1 pseudogene is annotated in these 334 nt (G+C 42.2%); it reads left to right on the forward strand.

Annotated elements, in window-relative coordinates:
* Positions 1-334, forward strand: a pseudogene (locus ABF638_RS38370) (TPM domain-containing protein); the annotation flags it as partial.

Raw genomic sequence — 334 nt, forward strand, 5'->3', positions numbered from 1 at the left:
CAAATAACACAGGTGGCGGGATTGTATGGGGAGTTTTAGCTGGAGGTGGAATAATAACACTGGCAGCAGGAAGTGCTGTTTACCTAACTCGTCCTCGTAAAATCTTCATTGCACCAGAAGGGCGCACTCGTAAGAGTGAAGGCAACTACACTTTTTTGTGTGCTAATTGTCAAAAGCCAATGAAACAAGTAGACGATTCTACAGTCCAATCCTATCTGAACAAACCAGAAATAACAGCACAAAAACTAGGTAGTATTAAGTTTCAGGGTTGGAGATGTCTTAGTTGCACTCACAAAACAACTGGTAATGGGTTCCATATTGTTGCCCAACAGTC

The sequence above is a fragment of the Nostoc sp. CALU 1950 genome, assembly GCF_051172895.1.
Lineage (GTDB): Bacteria > Cyanobacteriota > Cyanobacteriia > Cyanobacteriales > Nostocaceae > Nostoc > Nostoc edaphicum_A.